The sequence below is a fragment of the Actinomyces timonensis DSM 23838 genome (genome assembly GCF_000295095.1).
Lineage (GTDB): Bacteria > Actinomycetota > Actinomycetes > Actinomycetales > Actinomycetaceae > Actinomyces > Actinomyces timonensis.
Window position 1 is genome coordinate 723,298 of the sequence record NZ_JH806633.1, and the last position, 20,153, is coordinate 743,450.

The 20,153-nt window shown below is 72.7% G+C and carries 15 protein-coding genes and 1 pseudogene; 3 read left to right on the forward strand and 13 right to left on the reverse strand.

All coding sequences use genetic code 11. The annotated features are described in order from the left end of the window. Nucleotides 1–41: 41 nt before the first annotated feature. The 8 genes from aroC to A1QA_RS0109495 form a co-directional block, all read right to left on the reverse strand. Entirely contained in the window at nt 42–1,268 is a 1,227-nt protein-coding gene (aroC, locus tag A1QA_RS0109460) for a chorismate synthase (protein WP_017178668.1), read from the reverse strand. Nucleotides 1,269–1,310: 42 nt separating this feature from the next. Then, nucleotides 1,311–2,309, reverse strand: a complete 999-nt coding sequence (locus tag A1QA_RS0109465; RefSeq protein WP_017178669.1) for a shikimate dehydrogenase — start codon at nt 2,307–2,309, stop codon at nt 1,311–1,313. A 24-nt stretch (nt 2,310–2,333) separates the two neighbouring features. Further along, entirely contained in the window at nt 2,334–3,560 is a 1,227-nt protein-coding gene (gene mltG, locus A1QA_RS0109470; RefSeq protein WP_017178670.1) for an endolytic transglycosylase MltG, read from the reverse strand. After that, nucleotides 3,557–4,033 carry a Holliday junction resolvase RuvX gene (ruvX, locus tag A1QA_RS0109475; RefSeq protein WP_017178671.1) on the reverse strand — a complete coding sequence of 159 codons (477 nt, stop codon included), beginning with the start codon at nt 4,031–4,033 and terminating at the stop codon, nt 3,557–3,559. Before ruvX ends, mltG begins: the two co-directional genes overlap by 4 nt. Nucleotides 4,034–4,046: 13 nt before the next feature. Next, a complete protein-coding gene (gene alaS, locus A1QA_RS0109480) occupies nt 4,047–6,761 on the reverse strand; it encodes an alanine--tRNA ligase (RefSeq protein WP_017178672.1) in 2,715 nt (904 codons plus the stop codon). Nucleotides 6,762–7,000: 239 nt separating this feature from the next. Then, entirely contained in the window at nt 7,001–7,624 is a 624-nt protein-coding gene (rpsD, locus tag A1QA_RS0109485; RefSeq protein WP_017178673.1) for a 30S ribosomal protein S4, read from the reverse strand. 212 nt (nt 7,625–7,836) lie between these two features. Then, nucleotides 7,837–8,622, reverse strand: coding sequence for a sulfite exporter TauE/SafE family protein (locus tag A1QA_RS0109490; RefSeq protein WP_017178674.1), 786 nt, complete (start codon nt 8,620–8,622; stop codon nt 7,837–7,839). Next, nucleotides 8,622–10,007 carry a replication-associated recombination protein A gene (locus A1QA_RS0109495; protein ID WP_017178675.1) on the reverse strand — a complete coding sequence of 462 codons (1,386 nt, stop codon included), beginning with the start codon at nt 10,005–10,007 and terminating at the stop codon, nt 8,622–8,624. The genes A1QA_RS0109490 and A1QA_RS0109495 overlap by 1 nt, the downstream gene beginning before the upstream one ends. Nucleotides 10,008–10,081: 74 nt before the next feature. Here A1QA_RS0109495 and A1QA_RS14235 point away from each other — a divergent pair, with 74 nt between their 5' ends. Beyond that, entirely contained in the window at nt 10,082–12,739 is a 2,658-nt protein-coding gene (locus A1QA_RS14235) for an MMPL family transporter (RefSeq protein ID WP_017178676.1), read from the forward strand. Here A1QA_RS14235 and A1QA_RS0109505 read toward each other — a convergent pair. Next, the gene (locus A1QA_RS0109505; protein ID WP_026048834.1) at nt 12,716–13,333 is read right to left on the reverse strand and encodes an L-threonylcarbamoyladenylate synthase; all 618 of its coding nucleotides are present in this window, start codon (nt 13,331–13,333) and stop codon (nt 12,716–12,718) included. The genes A1QA_RS14235 and A1QA_RS0109505 overlap by 24 nt on opposite strands. A gap of 116 nt (nt 13,334–13,449) precedes the next feature. Between A1QA_RS0109505 and A1QA_RS0109510 the strand changes: the two genes are divergently transcribed. Both A1QA_RS0109510 and A1QA_RS0109515 read left to right on the forward strand, forming a co-directional pair. Beyond that, a complete protein-coding gene (locus A1QA_RS0109510) occupies nt 13,450–13,764 on the forward strand; it encodes an ArsR/SmtB family transcription factor (RefSeq protein WP_026048835.1) in 315 nt (104 codons plus the stop codon). After that, the gene (locus A1QA_RS0109515) at nt 13,748–14,071 is read left to right on the forward strand and encodes a hypothetical protein (protein WP_017178679.1); all 324 of its coding nucleotides are present in this window, start codon (nt 13,748–13,750) and stop codon (nt 14,069–14,071) included. Before A1QA_RS0109510 ends, A1QA_RS0109515 begins: the two co-directional genes overlap by 17 nt. Nucleotides 14,072–14,184: 113 nt before the next feature. Here A1QA_RS0109515 and A1QA_RS0109520 read toward each other — a convergent pair whose 3' ends face one another. The 4 genes and pseudogenes from A1QA_RS0109520 to A1QA_RS16705 all read right to left on the reverse strand — a co-directional run. Beyond that, nucleotides 14,185–16,425, reverse strand: a complete 2,241-nt coding sequence (locus A1QA_RS0109520) for an FAD-dependent oxidoreductase (RefSeq protein WP_017178680.1) — start codon at nt 16,423–16,425, stop codon at nt 14,185–14,187. A gap of 231 nt (nt 16,426–16,656) precedes the next feature. Then, nucleotides 16,657–18,432, reverse strand: a complete 1,776-nt coding sequence (aspS, locus tag A1QA_RS0109525; RefSeq protein ID WP_017178681.1) for an aspartate--tRNA ligase — start codon at nt 18,430–18,432, stop codon at nt 16,657–16,659. Between the two features lie 103 nt (nt 18,433–18,535). Beyond that, nucleotides 18,536–19,294 carry a hypothetical protein gene (locus A1QA_RS0109530; RefSeq protein ID WP_017178682.1) on the reverse strand — a complete coding sequence of 253 codons (759 nt, stop codon included), beginning with the start codon at nt 19,292–19,294 and terminating at the stop codon, nt 18,536–18,538. Between the two features lie 53 nt (nt 19,295–19,347). Next, nucleotides 19,348–20,153, reverse strand: a pseudogene (locus A1QA_RS16705) (hypothetical protein); the annotation flags it as partial.

Genomic DNA, 20,153 nt, shown 5'->3' on the forward strand with positions numbered 1-20,153 from the left:
CGGTGGCGCCGCCAGGCGCCCCGCAGTGGCTCGGTCGGGACTCAGGCGGTCCAGTGGGTCCGCTCGGCGACGCGCTCGGTGTAGGCGCGCAGGTTCCGGGCGCACTCGGCCACGGAGTCCCCGCCGGTCTTCTCCAGGAGCGCCTGGGCGAGGACGAGGGCGGTGGCGGCCTGGGCGATAACGGCGCCGGGGACGACAGCTGTGGTGTCCGAGCGCTGGTGGAGCCCGGTGGCGGGCTCCCCGGTGGCCAGGTCCACGCTGCGCAGCCCCCGAGGGACGGTGGAGATCGGCTTATAGGCGGCGCGCACGCGGATCGGGGATCCGTTGCTCATGCCGCCCTCGATGCCGCCGGCGCGGTTGGAGGCGCGGGTGACGGCGCCGTCGGCCAGGGCCAGGATCTCGTCATGGGCCTGGCTGCCGCGCAGGCCCGCGACCTCGAAGCCGTCGCCGATCTCCACGCCCTTGACGGCCTGGATACCCATGAGCTCCCCGGCGAGCCGGGCGTCGAGGCGGGAGCGGGCAACGGTGTGCGTGCCCAGGCCGATCGGGACGCCGGTGGCGATCACCTCGACCACTCCCCCGAGGGTGTCGCCGTCCTTGTGGGCGGCGTCGATGCGCTCGACCATAGCGGCGCTCGTGGCGGCATCGAGGCAGCGCACGGGATCGGCGTCGAGGCGCTCGGTGTCCTCGGGCGTGGGGGCCGGCGCGCCGTCGGGCAGGGAGACCTCGCCGATGCGCACGACGTGGCTGACGAGCCGGATGCTGGCGACCTGCTCGAGGATGGCCTCGGCGACGGCGCCCAGCGCCACCCTGGCGGCGGTCTCCCGCGCGGAGGCGCGCTCAAGGACGGGGCGGGCGTCGGGCAGGTCGTACTTGAGGGCGCCGGGGAGGTCGGCGTGGCCGGGGCGCGGGCGTGTCAGGGGGCGGTTGCGGGCGATCTCGCGCTCGTCGCCCGTGCCGGCGTCGACGAGCAGGTCCTCGGCGGGGACGGGGTCGGCGCTCATGACGGTGCGCCATTTGGGCCACTCGGAGTTTCCGATCCGCAGGGCGATGGGGCTGCCGATGGTCAGGCCGTGGCGAATGCCGCCGATGATGGCGAGCTCGTCGCGCTCGAAGCGCTGGCGGGCGCCGCGGCCGTGGCCGAGCCGGCGCCGGGCCAGGGCGGAGCCGATCCGCTCACTCGTGATGGCGACGCCCGCGGGCGCGCCTTCCATGAGCGCGGTCAGCGCCTCGCCGTGGGACTCCCCGGCTGTCATCCATCGCAGCATGGGGGGATCATCGCACAGGCCGGGCCCGCGCCCAGTGCCCTCTCACCGAGTGGCGAGCGCTCCGATGAGCGCCTCGCGCATGGCGCCGGCCTCCGGCGAGCGGCCGGTCATGAGGCGGACCTGGGCGACGGCCTGGTGCAGGAGCATGAGCCAGCCCGGCGCGATCGCGCCCCCCGCCGCGCTCCAGGCGCTGGCGAGGGCCGTGGGCCAGGGCACGTAGACGACGTCGAGGAGGACGGCCCCGTCCCGCGCGCCCCCACGGTGGGCGAGGGCCTGGGTGATCGGGGCGGCGAGGGTGTCGGCCGCGCCGGCGGGAAGGGTGGACACGACGAGGTCGGCGCTGGCGGCGGCCTCGGCGACGGCGGAGTCGGAGGCGGGATCGCCGGGCCTCCAGGTGAGCGCCTGGATCTCCAGGCCCATGCGGTGCGCGGCGACGAGCGCGCGGCCGGGGCCCGCGTGGCGGCGGGCAGCCACCGTGATGCTGCGGGCGCCGAGCTCGGGGAGGGCGGCGAGGGCCGAGCAGGCCGTGGCTCCGGAGCCGAGGACGAGCGCGCTGGGCGCGGGGGCCTCGCCGTCGGCCGCCAGTGCCGCAGCGGGGCCACCGGGGGCGCTGGAGGCCGAGGAGCCGCGAGCCTCGCTCAGCGCGGCGGAGATCCCGGCGACGTCGGTGTTGAAGCCCGCCAGGAGCGCGGGCCCCGTGCCGGAGCGCTGGGCGACGACGGTGTTGACCACGCCGACGGCCTGGGCGAGCGGGTCGATGACGTCGAGCATCGGCATGATCGCCTGCTTATGCGGCATGGTGACCGACAGCCCCGCCCAGACGGGCCCCTCCTGCGCGCCGGCGCGCAGGGAGCCGACGAGGGCGGCGAGCTCCCCGGGCGCCACCTGGAGCGCCTCGTAGGACCAGTCGGCCAGGCCGAGGCCCTCATAGGCGGCGCGGTGGAGCAGGGGGGACAGCGAGTGGGCGATGGGATCGCCGATGACCGCCGCCCGGTGAGCGGGCGCGGGCCGCCCCTCTGCGGCGGTGCTGGCGCGTGCCATCGGTTCTTCTCCCCGCGTGGTCGCTCAGCCGGCCGAGGACGGCGTCGGGGCGGCGGTTGCAGAGCTGCCGTTGCACACGCTGGGGTTGGCCTGGCAGAAGGCGGTGAGCTTCTTCGTGTTCTCGTCCTGCTCGGCCTTCGTCGTCGCGAAGAGCGTCTCCCCCGTGTTGAGGTCGACTGTGACGAAGTAGAGCCAGTCACCGGCCTCCGGGTTCGCGACGGCCTTGAGGGCGGCCTCGCCGGGGCTGCCGATCGGCGAGGGGGGCAGCCCCTTGTTCTGGTAGGTGTTGTACGCGTTGGAGGCGTCGGCGAGCTCCTCCTTGGAGGGGATGCCCCCGGTGCGCCCGAGGCCATAGAGGACGGTGGAGTCCATCTCGAGGCGGCCGCCGGTCTCGGCGTCCTCCTTGGTCAGGCGGTTCTCGACAACGCGGGCGACCTTCCCGAAGTTCTTCTGGCTGCCGGCCTCCCTCTCGACGATCGAGGCCTTGATGAGCGCCGCCTCGTAGTCCGCGGGGGCGAAGTTCAGCTTCTGCAGGCGGGTCGTCGTGGCGCTGACCATCCTGGCCACCACCTGGGTGACGGTCTCGCCGTCCTTGAGGTCGTAGGTGCCCGGGGCGAGCCAGCCCTCGACGTTCTTGTTCGCGGCCTCGGGCAGGCCGATTCCGGCCAGGTCGTTGTAGGCGGCCTCGACATCGGCGGCCGAGACGCCCATGACGCTCACGATCTTGTCCTTGACCTGGTCCTTGGTGAATCCCTCGGGGATGGTCAGGGAGTGGTCGGCGCGGGAGGCGGGGTCGAGCAGGGCGGCGACGGCGGAGGCGCCGGACATCTTCTGCTTGAGCGTGTAGGTGCCGGGCTGGATATTGCCGGACTCGGCATTGGCCTTGAAGGCGTCGATGAAGGCCTTCGGCGAGGCGACGACGTCGTTCTTGTACAAGAGGTCGGCGATGATCTGGCCGGTGGCGCCCTGGGGGATCTCGACGGTCACTGACCCCTCGCCCTCGCCCGAGTAGTCACTCGCGGCGGCCTGCTGCTCCTGGACACCGTGGAGCACCCCGTAGCCCCAGTACACTCCCGCGAATGCGCCCGCGACGACGAGGCTGAGGATGACAACGGTGAGCACATGGCGGCGGAAGCGGCGCTTCTTGCGCGCCCTCTCGCGCCGGGCCTTGCTGCGGCGGGACGGCGGCTCGGCAGGCAGCGGATCATCGGAGGTGATGCCGATCTGCTCGAAGAGGTCGTCCTGGCTCATCTGGAGTCTCTCCTGGTCGGGGTGACGGGCTCACCGATCGGCGAGCCCGTGGAACGCTCGGCCTCGAGGGCCTGGTTGAGGATGACCACCGCGGCCGCCTGGTCGACGACGCCCCGGAAATCCTTCTCATGGCGGCCACTGGCGTGGAGCGCCTGGTGCGCCGACACCGTGGAGAGCCGCTCGTCGACGAGCCGGACCATCACAGGGGTGATGGCCCGCGCGAGAGCACGTGCCCAGTCCCGCGCGTCACGCGTGGACGGGGTCCGCTTGCCCCCCAGGGAGACGGGCAGTCCCACAATAGCCTCAATAGCCCCATACTCGGCGACCAGATCGGCCGCCTCATCGATGTCACCTCCGTAACGATCCCGGGTGAGCGTGACGACCGGCACAGCGAGGATCGCCTCGGCGTCGCATCTGGCGACCCCGACCCTGGCCTTGCCGACGTCGAACGCCAGGCGGACACCGCTGCGCATGGCTCCCCCGGGCTCAGGCGCCCAGGGCCTGGGTGATGGCGGTCAACGCCTCGGGGATCGCCCCGGGGTTCTGGCCACCGCCCTGGGCGAGGTCCGGCTTGCCGCCGCCTCCGCCGCCGAGAGCCTTGGCGGCCGCCTTGACGAGGTCGCCCGCCCGGGCGCCAGCCTCGCGGGCGGCGGCGTTAGTGGCCACAACGATGACGGGGCGCTCGCCCGACACCCCTGCGGCCACGACCACCGTGGGCTCGGCCTCGCCGAGGCGCTCGCGCGCGTCGAGGACGAGGGAGCGCAGGAGGTCCGCGTTCGACACGGCGCCGAGGTCGGCGGCGGCCAGGCGGTAGGCGCCCACGCGCCGCGCCGCGGAGATGACCTCGGCGGCCCGGGCGGACATGGCGGCCTGCTCGGCGGCGGCCAGGCGCTTCTCGGCGTCCTTGAGGCGGCCCATGAGGGCCTCGACGCGCTCGGGCAGCTCCTCGGGGCGCCCGCCGATCATGGTGGACAGCTGGGAGACGAGGGCGTGCTCCTTGGCCTGGAAGCCGTATGCGCCGTCCCCCACGAGGGCGTCGATGCGCCGCACGCCCGAGCCGATGGAGGACTCCCCCACGATGGCGATGCGCCCGATGTGCCCGGTGGAGGGCACGTGGGTGCCGCCGCAGAGCTCGCGGTCGAAGTTGTCGCCGATGGTGACCACCCGGACCTCGGAGCCGTACTTCTCGCCGAACAGGGCGATGGCGCCGGAGGCCTTGGCGTCTTCAAGGCTCATGGTCTCGGTGCGCACAGGCAGGTCCTCGGCGAGCTTCTCGTTGACGAGGGCCTCGATGTCGTTGACCTGGCCGGTGCTCAGCGCCGTGTTGTGGGAGAAGTCGAAGCGCAGGCGCGAGGGCGAGTTCTCCGAGCCGGCCTGCTCGGAGTCCGGGGCCACGGTGTGGCGCAGCCCGGCGTAGACCATGTGGGTGGAGGTGTGGGCGCGGGCGATGGCCAGGCGGCGCTCGGTGTCGATCTCGGCGTAGGCCCGCTCCCCCACGGCGATGGTGCCCTCGGTCAGGGTGCCCCGGTGGACGGACAGGCCGCGGATGGGGGCCTGGACATCGCCGACCTCGACGATGCCGCCGCCGGCCAGGCGGATGACGCCGTGGTCGGCGAGCTGACCGCCCATCTCGGCGTAGAAGGGGGTGCGGTCGAGGACGACCTCGACCTGGGCGGGCGCGGTGGCCACGGGCTCGGGCCTCCCGTCGAGGAGGAGCCCGGTGACGGTGGCCTCGGCGGCGGCCTCGGTGTAGCCGAGGAACTCCGATCCCCCGCCCATGGAGCGCTCGATGTCCTGGAAGAGGCGGACGTCGATGTGCCCGGTCTTCTTGGCGCGGGCGTCGGCGCGGGCGCGCTCCTTCTGCTCGTCCATGAGGGAGCGGAAGGCGGCCTCGTCGACGTCGACGCCCTGCTCGGCGGCCATCTCCAGGGTGAGGTCGATGGGGAAGCCGTAGGTGTCGTGCAGCTCGAAGGCGTCCTGCCCGCTCACCAGGGGGCGCGCGCCGGCGGTGGAGGCCTGCTCGCGGGCCCGCCCGACGGCGGTGTCGAGAATGGTGGTGCCGGCGCTGAGGGTGCGGCGGAAGGCCTCCTCCTCGCCGTAGGCGACGTCGGCGATCGTGCCCCAGCGCTCCTCGAGCTCGGGGTAGGACAGCTTCATGACGTCCTTGGAGGCCGTCAGGAGGGTGGGCAGGGAGGCCTCGTCGACGCCGAGCAGGCGCATGGAGCGCACGGCGCGGCGGATGAGGCGGCGCAGGACGTAGCCGCGGCCGTCATTGCCGGGGCGCACGCCGTCGCCGATGAGCATGAGGGCGCTGCGGACGTGGTCGGCGACGACGCGCATGCGCACGTCGTCCATGTAGGCGGCGCCGGCCTGGGGCCCGGCGGCGCCCAGGCCGTAGGTGCGCCCGCTCATGGCCTCGGCGGCGGCGATGACGGGGTAGACCTCGTCGATCTCGTACATGTTCGGCTTGTCCTGGAGGAGGAAGGCGATGCGCTCCAGGCCGGCGCCGGTGTCGATGGCGGTGGAGTCGAGCTTGCCGATGAGCTCGAAGTCGTGGCCCTCGCCCTCGCCGCGCACGAACTCGTCGAAGACGAGGTTCCAGATCTCCAGGAAGCGGTCGCCGGCGGTGTCCGCCTCGGGGCCGCCGTCGGGGCCGTAGGCGGGGCCGCGGTCGTAGTGGATCTCGCAGCAGGCGCCGGCGGGGCCGGGCTGGCCGGTGGACCAGGAGATCTCGGCGAAGGGCAGCTTCTGCACGTGGACGGGGTCGACCCCGATGGTCTTGGTGAGGTAGTCCCAGGAGACCTCGTCCTTCTCCCAGATGGTCATCCACAGGCGGTCGCCGTCCAGCCCGTAGCCGCCGGCGCTCGTGGGCGTGGTCAGCAGCTCCCAGGCGTACTGGATCGCCCCCTCCTTGAAGTAGTCGCCGAAGGAGAAGTTGCCGTTCATCTGGAAGAACGTGCCGTGACGGGTGGTGCGGCCGACGTTGTCGATGTCGTTGGTGCGGATGCACTTCTGCACGCTGGCGGCCCGGGGCCACGGCGCCGGCTCGGTGCCCAGGATGTAGGGGATGAAGGGGACCATGCCCGCCACGGTGAACAGGATGGACGGGTCGGGCGAGATGAGGGGCACCGACGGCCGGATCTCGTGGTCCTTGGAGGCGAAGAAGTCGAGCCAGCGGGAGCGGATCTCGGAGGTGCGCATGGGTGTCCTCGTGCTCGGTGGTGATCGGTGGCGCCCGCGGCCGGGTGGCCGCGGGGACAAGGGTGGGTCTGGTGATTCCGGTGGCCCCGGCCTGACCAGGGCCTGGGCCCCATGTCCATGGGACGCTCGGAGGACCGGGCTCGGCCCAGGGGGAGCCTACCCCTGGAACGCGGGATGCCCCGCACCGGCAGTCCGGCGCGGGGCATCCCGAACTGGGCGGGCCCTGGGGCCCGATCGGCTCAGCGGGAGTAGTACTCGACGACCATCTGCACGTCGCAGGTCACCGGGACCTCGTCGCGCTTGGGGCGGCGCACCAGGGTGGCGGAGAGCTTCTCGAGGTCCACCTTGAGGTAGTCCGGGACGGCCGGGAGGACATCGCGGTGGATGCCGGCGGCGGCGGCCTGGAAGGGGACCATAACCTGGGAGCGGCTGCGGACCTGGATGGTCTGGCCGGGGCGCACGCGGAAGGAGGGGCGGTCGACGACCTTGCCGTCGACGACGATGTGGCGGTGCACGACGGCCTGGCGGGCCTGGGCGATCGTGCGGGCGATGCCGGAGCGCAGGACGAGGGCGTCCAGGCGCATCTCGAGCAGCTCGACGAGCGACTCACCGGTCAGGCCCTTCTCGCGGCGGGCCTCCTCGAAGACGCGCTGGAGCTGGGCCTCGCGGATGCCGTACTGGGCGCGCAGGCGCTGCTTCTCCTTGAGGCGGACGGCGTAGTCGGACTCGGTGCGGCGGCGGGCGCGGCCGTGCTCGCCGGGGCCGTAGGGGCGCTTCTCGAAGTAGCGGACGGCCTTGGGGGTCAGCGGGATGCCGAGGGCGCGAGAGAGGCGCACCTGGCGGCGGGAGCGCGAAGAGCTCATCTGTAGGTTCTTCCTGTCGGAGTGATCGCACGCCGCGGGCGGGTGCTCGCGGCGCGGGGTCAGCCTCTGATCGAGGTGATCGGGCCAGGACCCCAGGTGCTCGCCACGGCTCGGGGATCGGATGATCCACGGGCTCGCGCGGGGCAGCCCGGGTACTCTAGCGCAGGCCCGGGCGCGATCACCGCCCAGGCTGCCCGCGTGTGATGAGATCCTCAGCGCCTCGCCGCTTTGCGCAGCACGGAGACGACCGCGACCACGATGAAGGCCGAGAAGAGCCACGATGCCGTCTCCGGGCTGAGCGCGCGGGCGATCACCGCCCCCACCGGCGATCCGACGACGGAGGCGAGCCCCACCACCGCCCCCGTCCGGGGATCGCCCAGCCCACGGCGCCGGTTGGCGGCGGTGCCGGACAGCGCGGTGGGCACCATGGTGAGCAGGGAGGTCCCGCGGGCGAGCAGGTCCCCGGCGCCGGCGACGATCTCGAGGCCCGGGACGACCACCACTCCCCCGCCGACGCCGACCAGGCCCGCGAGGAGCCCCGCGACGAGCCCGATGCCCGCCAGGGACGCCACCGCGGCGGGATCGCGGGCGGGGTCGATGCTCAGTGCGGCGTCCCTCATGGGCTCATGAAGGCGCTCCATCGCCAGCACGCAGGCGGCGAAGGCCACGAACACCCATGGCAGCGCCCGCGCCGGGAGGACCGCGAGGACCCTGCTGCCGATCTGCGTCCCCACGAGCGAGCCGATCACGATGATCGCCGCCCCGGCGACCGACACGTCGCCCCGCAGCGAGTAGGTGGCGGCGCCCGCGATGGAGGTCGGGATGATCGCCATGAGGGATGTCGCCGCGGCGTGGCGCTGATCCATGCCGAGGATCGCCACCAACGCGGGAACGAGGATGATCCCCCCGCCGACGCCGAACAGTCCCGAGAGCACCCCGGCCCCGAGCCCCACCGAGGCCGCGAGCACGAGGCGGCTCCTGGCCGCGCGCGCGGCCATCACCGGCTCCCGCGCGTCAGGGATCGGATCGACTCCAGGCGCCGGGCGATCTCGGCCTCGAAGCCGTGGGGCGTGGGGCGGTAGTAGGAGGCGCCGGCGAGGTCGGCGGGCAGGTAGTCCTGGGCGACGACGCCGTGCGGGAAGTCGTGGGGGTAGCGGTAGCCCTCGCCGTGCCCGAGCCCGCTGGCCCCCGCGTAGTGCGCGTCGCGCAGGTGGGCGGGCACTGCGCCGCCCTTGCCCGCGCGCACGTCCGCGATGGCGGCGTCGATGGCGGTGATGACCGCGTTGGACTTCGGGGCCGTGGCCACGGCCAGCGCCGCCTCGGCCAGGATGATGCGCGCCTCGGGCATCCCGATCATGGCGACCGCCTGCTGCGCGGCCGCGGCGGTGGCCAGGACCCCGGGGTCGGCCAGGCCGACGTCCTCCGCGGCGTGGATGGCGATGCGCCGGGCGATGAAGCGCGGGTCCTCCCCCGCCGCGATCATGCGGGCCAGGTAGTGGAGGGTGGCATCGGGGTCCGACCCGCGCATGGACTTGATGAACGCGCTGGTGACGTCGTAGTGCTGGTCCCCGGCGCGGTCGTAGCGCACGGCGGCCACATCGGCGGCGCGCTCGACGTCGGCCAGGCCCACCACGGGCGGCCCGCCCTCCGCGGGCGCGCTGGCGCCAGTGGGCGCCGCGGCGAGGACGGCCCCGGCCGCGGCCTCGAGGACGGTGAGGGACTTGCGCGCGTCCGAGCCCGCCATGCGCACGATCTGCTCCCGGGCGTCGTCGTCGAGCGCGACCGCCCCCGCCAATCCCCGATCGTCGGCGACCGCCCTGGACACCAGGGCGCGGATGTCGTCGGCTCCCAGCGGGTGGAGGGTCAGCAGCAAGGAGCGGGACAGCAGCGGCGAGACCACGGAGAATGAGGGGTTCTCGGTGGTGGCGGCCACAAGGGTCACCCACCGGTTCTCCACGCTGGGCAGGAGGGCGTCCTGCTGGGACTTGGAGAAGCGGTGGACCTCGTCGATGAACAGGACCGTCTCCTCGCCCGAGGCCGTCAGGCGCCTCCTGGCGTCGGCGACAACGGCGCGCACGTCCTTGACGCCCGCAGTGACGGCGGAGAGCTCGACGAAGCGGCGGCCCGAGCCGCGCGCCACGAGGTAGGCCAGCGTGGTCTTCCCGGTCCCGGGAGGCCCCCAGAGAATGACGCTGGACACTCCCGCGCCGCCCGCGCGGCCCGCGGGCTCGACGAGCCGGCGCAGCGGCGAGCCGGAACCGAGCAGATGCCCCTGGCCCAGGACCTCCCCCAGATCCCGCGGCCTCATGCGCACGGCGAGGGGCGCGCGCGCGTCGTCGGGAAGCCCCGACTCATCGGTGCCGGCAACGTCGAACAGGTCCACGGGGTGACCCTATCCTCATCCCACCGCCCGCTGCCGGGCCCGCGAGGGGGTTCTATCAATGGAACAATACCGCCATGCTCACCTGGCTCGCCCGCCGCATCGTCAAGGACGCCTGGTTCGTCGTCGGAACCTGGGTCGTCATCGCCTTCGTCTTTCTGACTCCCGCGCTCGGCGGTGTCGGCATCAACGGGCTCTTCGACCGCCTCGGCTCCGCCAAGACCTCCATCGGCGATTCGCAGAGCGCTCGCGGCCAGGCCGTCTACTCGGCGCTCCAGGGCGATGGCGTGGCGGTCACCCTGCAGGTGACGGGCGTCGACCTCGACACCCAGGCCAGCGAGATCGCCTCGGCGCTGGCGCCCGCGCACGCCGATCTCAACGACCTTGTCGGCGAGGTCAATGTGGCAGATCCCTTCGTCGTCCCGGACCCGCTGGCGAACAAGGGGGTCCAGGCGTTCATCGCCCGGGACCACAGCGGCTTCCTCATGTTCGTCACCGTCAACCCCAACGGTCGCGAGGTCGCCTCGCCCGACGACACCGCCTATGCCCGCCAGCTCCAGCGCGACGTCCAGCGGGTCACGGACCGCCTGGAGCGCGTGCCCAACGACCTGCGCCAGATCGCCCCGGGGGCCAGCGGCATCGTCATCACGGATGACCTCGTCTCGACGGCGGTCAATGACCAGGCCGGGGCCGATCTCGCGCGCGGGGAGGCACTGGCCCTGCTCGCGGCGCTCATCGCCATGGTCGTGGTCTTCGGGGGGTTCCTCGTCGCCGGGATGCCGCTGCTCGGGGGCCTGGCCTCGATCGTCTCGAGCCTGGGCGTGCTCTGGGTGGCGAGCCTCATGACGGATCTGCAGGGGCTCGAGGTCACCATCGTCGCGATGATCGGGCTGGGCCTGTCGATCAACGACGCCCTGCTCATGACCATCAGGTTCCGCGAGGAACTGGGCCTGGGGCGCGCTGATCCCCGCGCGGCCGCCCCCGCCGTCCGCGGCCGGAGGCGCCGCACCGGTCGCCGCGATCCCATCATCGCCGATGCGATGGCGCGCACGATGCTGACCGCCGGGCGCACGGTGATCCTGTCCACCGTCGCGGTGGCGCTGCCGCTGGCGGCGCTGGCCGCGGTGGGCACCTCCTCCCTGAAGGTGACGGCGATCGCGGGGACGGTCGTCGTGGCGCTCGCCGCGCTGTCCGCGATGACCCTCATCCCCGCCACGCTCGTCCTGCTCAACGGCTTCATGGTCAGGCCGCCGCTGCTCGGCAGGGTCCCGGTGCTGCGCGCCCTCGTCCACCCCGCCGATGCCTCCACCCGCGACCAGGGGGCCTTCGCGGCGATCGCGCGCGGCGCCCAGGCGCGCCCCTGGCCGGTGCTGGCGGCCTGCCTGCTCCTCCTGGCCCTGCTCGCGTGGCCGCTCGCGCATCTGCGCCTGCTGGTCTCCGATCGCGACCTCCTCCCACCGGACGCGGACCAGCGCGTGTACCAGCGCGTCCTGGAGGAGCAGTACCCGAACCTCGCGGCGACCGATGCCATCCTCATCATGCAGGCGACCGGCGACTCCGCGACGTCGTTCATCGACAACCAGGTGGCGCACGCGCCCGGTGTGTCCAGCGTGACGCAGACCAAGGCGGGCCAATACACGGTGGCCTACCTCAGCCTGGAGGGCTCGGCGTCGTCAGCCTCCGCCGAGAGGGCCGTCGCGGCGGTCCGCGCGCTCAACCCGCCGGCGGACACCTGGGTGACGGGACAGGCGGCGACGCAACTGGACTTCCGCTCGGCCCTCGTCGGCGCGCTGCCCGGCATGATCGTCATCGGCATGGGCACCGCCCTGGCCCTCGTGCTCATCATGACTGGATCACTCATGATCCCGCTGCTTACGCTGATCACGACCGCCCTCTCACTCGCGGCCTCCCTGGGGGCGGCGACTCTCGTCCTCCAGGACGGCTACCTGGCCGGAGCCCTCGGGGTCACGCCCATCGGCGGCCTGGAGGGCTACGCGATCGCGACGGCGCTCGCCCTGGGCGCCGGCCTGGCCATGAGCCGTGAGTGCATCGTCCTGGCCCAGATACGGGATCGCAGGGCGCGGGGCGAGGCCGGGGACGCCGCCATCGCCGCGGGTCTCCAGGGCACGGGGAGGATCCTCACCGTGGCGGGAGTGGTCCTCCTGGTGGTCCTCGCGAGCTTCTCCACCAGCAGGCTCATCGTCATCAAGGAGGTGAGCATCATCCTGGCGGTCATGGTCGTCATCGACGCGGCGATCGTGCGCCTGCTCCTGTTCCCCGCGGCGATGAGCCTGCTCGGAGCGCGCGGCTGGTGGGCGCCGTCATTCCTGCGGCGGTGGGCTGGAGTCAGCGCGGTCGGGCAGGCCGAGCAGGCGGAGGATGCCGACGTGGCTGACAGCGCTGGCGAGGCCGGAGAGGCCGATAAGCCTGCTGAGGCCGAGGGCACCGAGAAGCCCGATCAGACTGCCGACGTCGAGGATGCCGCCAGCTCCGAAGAGGCTGAGGAGGTCGACGGCGCGGCGGAGGCCGAGGAACCCGCCGCCGACGGCATCAGCGGCGCCGCTGGAGCCGGAGAGCCCACCGGTTCTGACGGGCCCAGCAGCGCCGACGAGTCCACGATCGGGGCAACGAGCGCCGACGTGGCCCCCTCCCAGGGGACTCCCGCCGAGGCCGCCGCCGGGCGGGGCCCGGACGAGAAGTCCGAGCCCGGGTCAGATGAGGTCGGGGTCGCCTGACCCCTGGCGCACCACCTCGGGGACGTCCGAGGTGAGGTCGACGACCGTCGTCGGCTCGATGGAGGCGACCTCTCCCTCGATGACGACGTCGATGAGGTGCCCGAGGTCCTCCTCGATCTCCCAGCCATGCGCCTCGGGGGCGGTCCTTCCCGGGCGGATGAGGGTGGAGGAGAGGATCGGGGCCCCGAACTCCGCGACGAGAGCCTGGGCCACGGGGTGCTCGGGGATGCGCACGCCCAGGGTGTGCTTCTTGGCGTTGAGGGTCATCCGGGGCACCTCCTTGGTGCCCTTGAGGATGAAGGTCCAGGGGCCCGGGGTGAGGCGCTTGATGAGGCGGAAGGCATTGTTCCCGACGATCGCCAGAGGGCCGACCTGGGCGAAGCCGGCGCACACGAAGGTGAAGTTGTGCTTGTCGTCGAGCTGGCGGATGGCGCGGATCCGGTCCAGGCCCTCCTTGTTGCCGGGCGCGCAGGCAAGGGCGTAGCCGGAGTCGGTCGGATAGGCGACGAGGGCGCCGGAGCGGAGCCGCTCGACGACCTTGGTGACGAGACGGGCCTGGGGGTTGACCGGGTGCAACTCGATGTAGCGCGACATGGGGACCATTGTGCTCCTCCCCCGCTCGCTCCGGGGCCGATCTGGGAAGACGGAGTTGAACAGCCGTCACATAAGTGGGCTTGCATATGCGTGCCCACTGATATAAAGTCATACTCATGCAGCAGGTAGTGGCGCTCGGAGAGGACTCACCGGTCATCCGCCTGTTCAAGGCACTGGCCAACCCCGTCCGGGCAACGATCATCCACCGCCTCACCCAGGGGAGCGCGGATGTCACCGAGCTCGTCGAGCTCACCGGGGTGTCCCAGCCCCTTGTCTCCCACCACCTGCGAGTCCTTCGCGAGGCGCATCTTGTCGAGGCGCGGCGCGACGGCCGGCGGCAGAGCTACTCGATCATCGATGAGCATGTCGCCCACATCGTTCTCGACGCCATCAAGCACACCAAGGAGCATGACCATGACTGCCACCACTGAGCACCGCCCGGCCGAGGCCCACAACCACACCCACGGCCCCGACTGCGGCCACCTCGCCGTCATCCACGGGGACCACGTCGACTACATCCATGACGGCCACGCCCACCGCGAGGACGGCGGCCACTACGACGAGTGCGCCACCTGCCAGTGCGAGCACTGCTCGGAGGCCTGCGCCGTGTGCGAGTGCGAGGACTGCTCCTGCCCCACCTGCAACCACAACACCTGCCAGTGCGAGCACTGCTCGGACTCCTGCTCCTCGTGCTCCTGCGAGGACTGCTCCTGCCCCACCTGCGCCCACGCGGCCTGAGGGACCGGCTCCGCACCACATATGGATCTGGCGGGCAGCGCTTCTCGCGCTGCCCGCCAGCTCATTCCCGACTCATTCCAGACGCTTTCCCTGCGGCTGCCCCTCCCGCGCGCTCAGTACTCCTCGACGTGGATGCGGCTGATCCCCTGTGACTCCAACAGGCTCCGGGCCTGCCCCACCATTGCCGCCGAGCCGCAGAGGTAGTAGCCGGCGTCAGGCTCCCGAGGCATCGCCTCCAGCGCATCGGTGACCCGCCCATGCACGGCCCCCTCGACCAACTCAGCCGCCTCCCGGCTGAGGCAGAGGGTCACGCGCGCTGGCAGTGGCTCGTCGAGCAACGAGGTGAGGTCCTCCGCCCGGGTGCGGCAGCCGAAGAGCAGGGTGGACTCGCAGCCCTCGCCCGCGGCCTGGTGGATCATCGGCACGAGCGGCGCAAGCCCGGTCCCCGTGGCGACGAAGACCCGGCGCCGCTCCCCCGCTGCCAGGCGGAACCCGCCCAGGGGCAGCTCGACCTGGGTGCGCGCCCCGAGGGGCGCCTCCTCGACGAAGCGGGATCCTCTCCCGCCCGTGCGGGTGCTGATGAGCAGCCGGAGGAGGCCGTCTTCGATCCCGACGATCGAATAGTCCCGCCAGGTGTGATCGCCCACGAGGAGGCGGGCGTGCTGTCCCGGGACCCATGGCCCCGCATCGCCGTCGATCCGCAGGACCACGTCCCAGGTGCTCTCGCCCAGCCGCCGCTTGGAGGCCAGCACGGCATGATGCTTGCCGGGCGGCAGGGGGAAGTCGCCGTCGGCGGGCTCAGGGCCCCTTCCCACGGCCTGGCGGATCGCGGGGTATCCCCGGGGGCCCAGGACCTGGCTGGCCGCCGCCACCCCGCCCATCATCGCGCCGACGATGCCGAGGCTCCCTGCGTCCTGGCCGCTGAGGTAGAGCCCTTGGATCGGGGTGGTCGGGCCCAGTGGCGCGGATCGATAGCGCCCCGGCGTGGCGGGAAGCCCGTAGAAGACGCCGTCGGCGTGCGCGGTGTAGTGCTCGAAGGTCAGCGGGGTGCCGGACTCCGAGGACTCGACGAGCCCGCTCAGACCGGGGACGGCGGATTCGGCCAGAAGGAGCTGGCGCTCGGCGATGCGCCGCTTGAGGCCGGCGTACCGCGGCCCGCGCGAGCCCTTCTCACTGCCCCGCCAGTCGGCGAACAACGACGGCGGCAGGAAGGAGATGATCTCGGCGGTCGGCGCCCCCTCGCCTGATTTGATCGAGGGGAAGGAGAGATAGGCGGAGCGCGGCAGGCCGTCCTCGTCCACCATCGCCTCGTGGTCGAAGTCCTGGAAGACCCATACGTTCCCGCCGTCGATGCCCAGGGCCCGGGGGTCCTCGCGCAGTCGCAGGTAGGTGGCGACGGCGGAGCACCCCTCCCCGATCCGTCCGATGCGCTCGCGCGCGGGCGCCGTGGCCTCGCCGATCGGGCCATCGGTGGGCAGGAGGCGGTTGAACGTCGCTTCCGCGCCGGCGTCGGAGATGATGACGGGCGCGCGGTGGATGATCTCCGGCGCCCCGGGGCGCCTGTGGTCGCGGACCCTCACGCCGACGGCGGAGCCCTCCTCGGCGAGGATCTCGACGACCTCCTGGGCGACGCGGATCGCGCCGCCGGCCCGCTCGATACCCTCCTCGATCGTGCGGGCGACGCGCGGGCTGCCTCCCCGCGGGAACCACGCGCCCTCGAGGTAGTGGCCGACGATGAGGGCATGGATGGCGAAGGCGCTGCGCGATGGCGGCAGGCCGTAGTCGCCCCACTGGCTGGCGAGGAGGGCGCGCAGGCGCGGGTCGGTGAAGCGCCGCCGGAGGTAGTCCCCGGTGGTGCGCGTGGCCAGGCGCCCGGTGAGCCTCTGGGCGGCTCGCAGCAGCGGGGCCGCGGGCCGGGGCACCATCCCTCGGGCGAATCCAAGTTCCACCCATCGGCCCACGCGCCGGATGTCGCGGAAGTAGCGGTGGATGGCGCGGGCCTCATCGGAGAAGGCCCGGATGAGGGCGCTCTCGTAGCGACGCTCCCCTGACGGGACGGAGAAATCGAGGCCGGGATAGACGAAGCGGTCGTAGTGATCGGGGAGCGGGTTCCATTCCAGCTTCCCGCCGGAGAGGTAGTCCAGGTAGAGGCGTAGTGACCCGCCTGGGCCCATCTCGCCGACGTAGTGGAGGCCGACATCCCAGGAGGCGCCGTCGCGCCGGAAGCCATGGGTCTGCCCGCCCGGCTCGGTGTGCTTCTCCAGGACCAGCACGCGCTTGCCCGCCACGCGCGCGAGCATCCCGGCGGCGGTCAGTCCCCCGATTCCCGATCCGATGACGATGACGTCGTACATGGCTGCTCGCCGCCCCTCCCGGGTTTGCCCGTGTCACTCACCACCCTATCGGGCGGCTGGGTAGCCGTGGCGAGTGATCGCTCATTCGCGACGCAGCAGGTGATGCTGGCAGGACCCATCGGGGCGACGGCGCCTGAGCGGTGGCAGGCACAGCCCTGCGCGACAAGACGAGTCTGGCGGGCAGCGCTTCTCGCGCTGCCCGCCAGACTCATGCCCGCGTGAGGATCCGCGTCAGGCCTTGTCCTCGGGGACGGCGTCGACGCCGGCCTCCTTGCGCTGCTCGGCCGTGATCGGGGCGGGGGCCTCGGTCAGGGGGTCGTAGCCGCCGCCGGACTTCGGGAAGGCGATGACGTCGCGGATCGACTCCGCCTTGGTCAGCAGGGAGACAATGCGGTCCCAGCCGAAGGCGATGCCGCCGTGCGGCGGGGCGCCGAACTTGAAGGCGTCGAGGAGGAAGCCGAACTTCTCGTGGGCCTCGGCCTCACCGATGCCCATGACCTTGAAGACGCGCTCCTGGACGTCGGGGCGGTGGATACGGATGGAGCCGCCACCGATCTCGTTGCCGTTGCACACGATGTCGTAGGCGTAGGCCAGGGCGCTGCCCGGGTCGGTGTCGAAGGTGTCGAGGCACTCGGGCTTGGGCGAGGTGAAGGCGTGGTGGACGGCCGTCCAGGCCGAGGCCCCCAGCGCGACGTCGCCCTCGGCGCGGGCCTCCGCGCTCGGCTTGAACAGCGGGGCGTCGACGACCCACACGAAGGACCAGGCGTCCTCGTCGATGAGCCCGCAGCGCTTGCCGATCTCGAGGCGGGCGGCGCCCAGGAGCGCGCGCGAGGAGTCGATGGGGCCGGCGGCGAAGAAGACGCAGTCGCCGGGGGCGGCGCCCACGGCCCGGGCGAGGCCCGCGCGCTCGGCGTCGGTGATGTTCTTGGCGACCGGGCCGCCGAGCTCGCCGTCCTCGCCCACGGTGACGTAGGCGAGGCCCTTGGCGCCGCGCTGCTTGGCCCACTCCTGCCAGGCGTCGAAGGTGCGGCGGGACTGCGAGGCGCCCCCGGGCATGACGACGGCGCCCACGTAGGGGCTCTGGAAGACGCGGAAGGTGGTGTCCTTGAAAAACTCGGTCAGGTCGACGAGCTCGCAGCCGAAGCGCAGGTCGGGCTTGTCGGTGCCGTACTTCTCCATGGCGTCGGCATAGGTCATGTGCGGGATCGGGGTGGCCAGGTCGTGGCCGATGAGGGCCCAGACCTCCCGCAGGACGTCCTCGGCGACGGCGATGACGTCCTCCTGCGTCACGAAGCTCATCTCGACGTCGAGCTGGGTGAACTCGGGCTGGCGGTCCGCCCGGAAGTCCTCATCGCGGTAGCAGCGGGCGATCTGGTAGTAGCGCTCCATGCCGGCCACCATGAGGAGCTGCTTGAACAGCTGGGGTGACTGCGGCAGGGCGTACCAGGAGCCGGGGGCCAGGCGCGCGGGGACGAGGAAGTCGCGCGCGCCCTCGGGCGTCGAGCGGGTGAGGGTGGGGGTCTCGATCTCGACGAAGTCGTGGGAGTCCAGGACGCGGCGCGCCGCGGCCGAGACCTTGGCGCGCAGGCGGATGGCGTGCTGCATGGGCGTGCGCCGCAGGTCGAGGTAGCGGTGCTTCAGGCGCGCCTCCTCGCCGACCTGGCCCGCGTCCTCCGCGTGGTCGGAGACCTGGAAGGGCAGGGGCGCCGCGGCGTTGAGGACCTCGACGTCGGTCACGACGACCTCGATCTCGCCGGTGGGCAGGTTGGGGTTGGCGTTGCCCTCGGGGCGGGCGCTCACCTCGCCGGTGACGGCGAGGACGTACTCGGCGCGCAGGTCGTGGGCGATCTCCTCGCGGATGACGACCTGGGAGATGCCCGAGGCGTCTCGCAGGTCGATGAAGGCGACGCCCCCGTGGTCCCGGCGGCGATCCACCCATCCGGTGAGGGTGACGGTGGTGCCGATGTCGGAGGCGCGCAGTGAGCCCGCGGTGTGGGTTCGCAGCATGGAGCTGGGTTCCTTCCCATTCGGGGCACTGAGACCGGTGCCCGGCGGAGCGCACCGCGAGACGGGCGGGCGCCGGGCGCAAGCCTACCCAGAGCGCGGGGCCTCAGTACTCAGGGGTGGCCGAGTCGCCGCGGCGGCGCTGCTTGGCCAGGATCCAGCGGTTGGTGCCCACGGTGGCGGCCAGGATGACCAGGAGGACGGACAGGCCGAGGACGCAGGCCCCCACGACGGGGAAGGAATCGTCCTTGACCTCCACCGGGGAGGTGTCGCCGGAGTCGCCAGGATCACTGCCCGCCTCGGCGATGGCCGGCCCGGTCGTCTCCGGGGCCGCTGTGGCGCTGCTCGTCGCCTGCGGGCCGTCGGTCGCGCCAGGGGAGGCGGTCGCGGCAGGTGCTGTGGGCGCCTCGCCGCCGATGACAGTGACGGCGCCGACGGTGAAGAACGGGCTCTTGTTCGTGTAGTCGGCGGTGCGCACCGTGGAGGTCGGCACATCCGGCCCCCCGGTAGCGCGGAATCGCAGCCAGTGCGTGCCCGACGGGACGTATCCGGGGAGCTCGAAGGCGCCGGAGTAGGTGCCGTCGGCCTGCACGGTGAACTGGGCGACCGCGCCGCCCGACGGCGAGGCGGTCCTCGCCGCCGGGCTCTGCTCGGGCCCGACTGCGCCGTCGTCGATGAGCACCTGGACGGTGGCCCCGGGCGGGAAGCCTGAGAGCGTGTAGCTCAGCGAGCCACCCGAGGCGATCGTCGAGGGGCTGACGGTCGAGGCAGTCCCGGTCGTGGATTCCCCGTCGGCAGCGTCAGCGGCCGCCGCAGGCGGGGTGGTGGTGACACCGACACCCGTGGCCGCGCCGAGAGAGAGCATTGCCGCCATCGCGACGGCGCTCCCCCGGCGAAGCCGCCGCATTCGCCCAGCCCTCACTGGATCGGGCGCCTCGCGCGCGGACGGGCCAGGAACATGTAGGCGGCCGCGCCCGCGGTGAGAATTCCGGCGGCGCTGATGAGCATCCAATCATCGCCGCCGAGGACGGCCTCCTTGACGGGCGTGGAGTTCGCCTTGTCCATGAGGTCGGTGTTGACCGTGTCGGTGCGCGCGATCTCCAGCTGGACCCAGCCCAGGAGCTCGGAGTCGCGGCTGGCGATCGCGAGCTTGTGGGATCCGGCGTCGATGTTGGAGATGTCGACCTGGACGGAGTTCGAGTGGTCGACCTGGACCCATCCGGCGCTCTCGCCGCTCGGGTAGAGGAAGACCGCGACCCAGTCGCCCTCCTTCGCCTTGTCCTTCGGCAGGACAAGGCTGACGCGGTCGCCCTGGCGGCCGCCGGAGAGGGAACCGGCGTTGTCCGCGGTGAGCTGGCTCCCGTCGGTCACAGGGCTGCGGGGCGGATCCGTGGGCTTGGGCTCCGTGGACTTCGCCGACGGGCTCGCGCTCGGCGAGGCCTCGGGCTGCGCCGGGGCGGGCTCTTCCTCAGGGGTCGCCGGCAGGGTGGCGATGATCGTGGGCGGAGCCACGGGCTCGGCCGCCGGGGCCTCCGGAGAGGAGCCGGGGGCGGCGGGCGCCCCGGCGTCGGCCGGAGGAGCCTCAGGAGCCGGGGCCTGCGGGGCGGGGACCTCGGGCGCGGGCACCTCCGGGGAAGGAGCCGGCGCGTCCGGGGCCGGGGGCGCGGGCTGGGGAGCCGGCTGGGTGGTTGGCGCCGGGTTGGGGTCGGCGCTCGGAGCCGGGG